General features: G+C 35.7%; 2 protein-coding genes. Both read right to left on the bottom strand.

Annotation, left to right across the window (positions count from 1 at the left end; genetic code table 11):
- Nucleotides 1-822: 822 nt before the first annotated feature.
- Nucleotides 823-1,257, bottom strand: a complete 435-nt coding sequence (locus QZ735_RS09845) for a hypothetical protein (protein ID WP_294247568.1) — start codon at nt 1,255-1,257, stop codon at nt 823-825.
- Nucleotides 1,254-3,935, bottom strand: a 2,682-nt coding sequence (locus QZ735_RS09840) for an RHS repeat-associated core domain-containing protein (protein ID WP_294247565.1), incomplete at its 5' end; no start/stop codon positions are given. The genes QZ735_RS09840 and QZ735_RS09845, both read right to left, overlap by 4 nt.

Genomic DNA, 3,935 nt, shown 5'->3' with positions numbered 1-3,935 from the left:
GCCGGTCAGTCAGGCGAAGATATTTCTTTGTCATGAACTCTGATTTTGTGGTGAAATACAAAGTTCCGACTGACCGACTTATTTTACAAATTATTTCTAAATTTCTTTTTAAACAAGCTCTTATTTTATTTTTTTCATAATCTATTAATAAGGCCACCACCAACGTTTAATATATTTAGGGTGCAGAAGTTTTGTTTCCATAGTTGTATGCCAATTGATAAAACTCTTTATGCTTTTCTAACATCACATTTTTAACAAAAACTTCGGGCTTCCTTAAAGTTATTTTCTCGCACCTGCTAACGGAAGATAACGGAGCCCGGATCTCAAATAAAATAAGTACTTAATAGATACCTAGCCTTTTTAAAAAGTCCTTTCTAAACATATAATTTTATCTTATTTGTTATCTTCAGCATGGATGTGTTACTACAAGTAATGACTGCCGTATAGTGCTCATTTCATAATAATAGTAAAAATGGTGATTCAGACTGCTGTTTTAAGTTTTATTATTTATTGTTGGTTTTTATATTATATATTAAACATTATTATAAACAGATTGTGATATTTCCCTATTGATATGTAAAGCCACTGCAGAGAGTTGCAATGGCTTCTTTAAAGTAAAAGCAAAAAGCTTTTATTTGATTTAAGGGATATATTTTATTTTACTAAAATAAACTCTATAAATAATATATGTTTATCAACTATAAGTACTTGGTCTCAAATAGTTTAAATTATTAATAAATATGTAAATATCTAATAATAAAATTCCAGTAGATATTAATATAAACTATATAGATATAAGTGCTTGGTAATTGTTGGCTTATATCAATGTGTTTGATTAAAAGTTATACATACACCACTTTCATCATATAGACCATCTTCAAAAAGCATGAATTCAAAATTTTTATCTGGAAGTAAGAAGTTTAATCTTATTTTCCAAAATTCTAAAATATATAGCCCTATTTTCTTCTGTACTTCTTTCTTATGAGTTTCCTTATCTGAAGAAAAATAAAATACATCTGAAATAGAAATAGTATTTATATATTTTTCTTTCCCCTTCTGTGAATATTCAAACCTGTTGTTATCGCTACCATAACTTTCAAAATTAGATTTTAAATAAATATTTCCATTTATTTCAATAAAATCAGGACTCATTGACTTCATCACTATTAAAATTTGCTCAACGGATAAAATGTTTCCAATGTAGGATAAATCTAATTCTAAATTATTATCTTCTACAATTCCTTTATATGTTATCATAATCCAAAAAATTTGATTAGTGCTTTTGGGGTTGGCCCATCAAATTTAGTACCTTTTCCAAAACTTGGAATAACTTTCCCACTAGGAGTAGTATTATAAAAAATTCCTTTTATCCGTACGCTATTAACATCAAATATAGGTTTTCCTTCAGGTCCATATACAACTATGTGACCATTATTAAGATTTGTATAAGAATTGGGTGGTCCTGTCATTTTCACAATATTTTGACCGCCTGATCCGCCTGATATAATGCTAGAATTAGAATTTTCACTCAAACTATTAAAATAATTCATATCTAGTCCTCTACCCTTAGAGTCAAATATAAAGCGCGGATTTTCACAATCAAGACAGTTACTTGTGCTTATTTGCTTAGCATTATTGCTTTGTCTTATAAATTCACCATCTGCTTCTCCAACTTGGATATTATATTTTATTCCGGAAGAGCCTACTTTTTCACTTAATCCAACCGTTGTCATTTTTGGTGTATTATTCAAGGTCCATGCACTTCTGCCTTCTGCAATCGGTGCTCCTTTCAGAATAGTTCCCGGCTCAAGTCCTCTGGCATTATTTATTATTTGCCTGATACCACCAGCTACTCCTCCTATAACACCTCCCGTTAAAGCTCCTGATCCGGCTCCCATCAAAGTGCCTTTTATTACATTTTCACCGAACATTACAGCGTTGGTAAAACCGGTAAGAGCACCTGCTACAGCCCCTACGGCAGCCCCTGAAATTGCACCGCCCAGAACTCCGCCTGTTATTCCCCATGAAGCGGGAGCAGCGGCAAGAGCTGATGCTCCTATAGCGGGAGCAATATATACCCCTGCTGCTCCTACAATACCTCCTACGAGGATTTTACCCCATGTAGCACCCCAGTTCCACTGGGTTGGATCCCATGAACCGTTTGCTTTTACCCCTGTCATATAGGCACCAACTACCGCCCCAACTATAATCCAGGCAAATTCCCCGTTAGGATCGCTGTATATCAAAGGGTTGTTCAGTACGTATCCGTATTTGTTATATACCTGGGTGTTGAATATGTCCTGTATATTTTCATCAGCATTCAAGAACCTTCTCAATAACGGATCATATAATCTTCCGTTCATATGAATAAGTCCCACTTCTGCAAAATGTTCATGGCTGGTATAGCCTCTGTCTACCAATAAGGAAGTTGAATCAATTATATTCTTATCCGTTATGATGGCTCCGTTTCCGATCTGAAGATGGGTAAAATTGCCCCAGGCATCAAAGTGCCTCTGTTCCAGCTTATTGCCTGCTTCGTCAGTAATAGCTAAGATACTGCCTAAATAATCTTTATGCAGGAATCTGTAAGAACCGTTTGTTTCATCAAAGTTCTTAAGGTAAACAATATTGCTTTCATATGGATTTCCGCCGATATACAACAGATGCTTTTCCTTTCCTGTAACGTTATCTCTTACAATTTCAAAACTTCCGTCTTCATTATAAAACTTAGTGAATTTACCATCGCCGTCAGGACTGAAATTACCTCCGTAAGTAACCCTCTGCCTCATACTGGTCAAACCATACTGAAAAGCTACGTCACCTTTCATTCCATCAATGAATACCGGATCATTATTTTCATTATAAACAATGGTCTGGATTAAATCATTATTATAATTCTGTTCCCCAGCTGTATTAAGCGTCATGCCTGTAGGCTGATAAATTTTAGCCGAATTTTCATATTTCATCGTTCCGACCTGATCATTCTTCATGATCCGGCCTGTGACGTCATAAATATTCTCAGAATTCTGTCCGGTCTTCGGATTTGTCCAGTTCGTTAACCTGTTGTTCGTATCATAATCAAAAGATTCAATAATATTAAAGTCTCCTAGTGTCGTTCTCAGTTTAAGCTCATTTTTAATAGCATTGAAACTGTATTTGATACTCAGAATACCTTGCAGCGGCGAAACATGTTTTATTCCCGTGAGATATCCGGTTGCATCATTATATGTATTACTGATATCTGATGATCCTAATTGAGCTGTCAGGACCTGACCTCTGGAATTGGTTTCTTTAAGTTCCCATAATACTTTTCCTGAATTTTTATCTTTCACCTGAGCAAGCTCACCATTCCAGGAACTGTATATATTTTCTATATCTACCTTGGTAAGAGTTCCAGAAGAATAAAGCTGTTTTTCGTAAGAAATCACTCTTGCTTTATCATCATAGGTAATTCCTTTCTGGATAAAATATTTACCATTGCTGCTTTCCGACGAGGACAATATCCTTCCCTGAGGATCAAAGATGATATTTGAGCTGAAAGCTTTTCCTTTTGACGTTCCGCCCCTGGCGATCAGTCTTCCTTTATTATCATAAGAAAAGGAAATCATCTTATCCGTAGTCTGTCCGCCGTCTGCCGTTGAAAACTCTTTCTGGGAGATCAGCTGTCCTGAACTATTATAAGCATACTCTTTGGTCCCCTTAGGACTAACTACCTTTAGGGGCTGCCCAAAACTATTATATTCATAGGTATACACTCCGTTTGACGGATCATTGAATTCCGATTTCCTACCCCAGGCATCATATTTTGTAATGACCTGGCTTCCGGCGTACTGCGAAGTAATTTGCTCGCCTACCGCATTATAACCAAAGGTGATGGTGCCGCCCTCATCAGTTGATGCTATTATGTTATCCAATGCGTCAACCGTCTGGGTTTT

This window comes from uncultured Chryseobacterium sp. (assembly GCF_913776365.1).
Classification (GTDB): domain Bacteria; phylum Bacteroidota; class Bacteroidia; order Flavobacteriales; family Weeksellaceae; genus Chryseobacterium.
The sequence above is the reverse complement of the archived record's forward strand: the minus strand, read 5'-3'. Positions and strand labels throughout refer to the sequence as shown.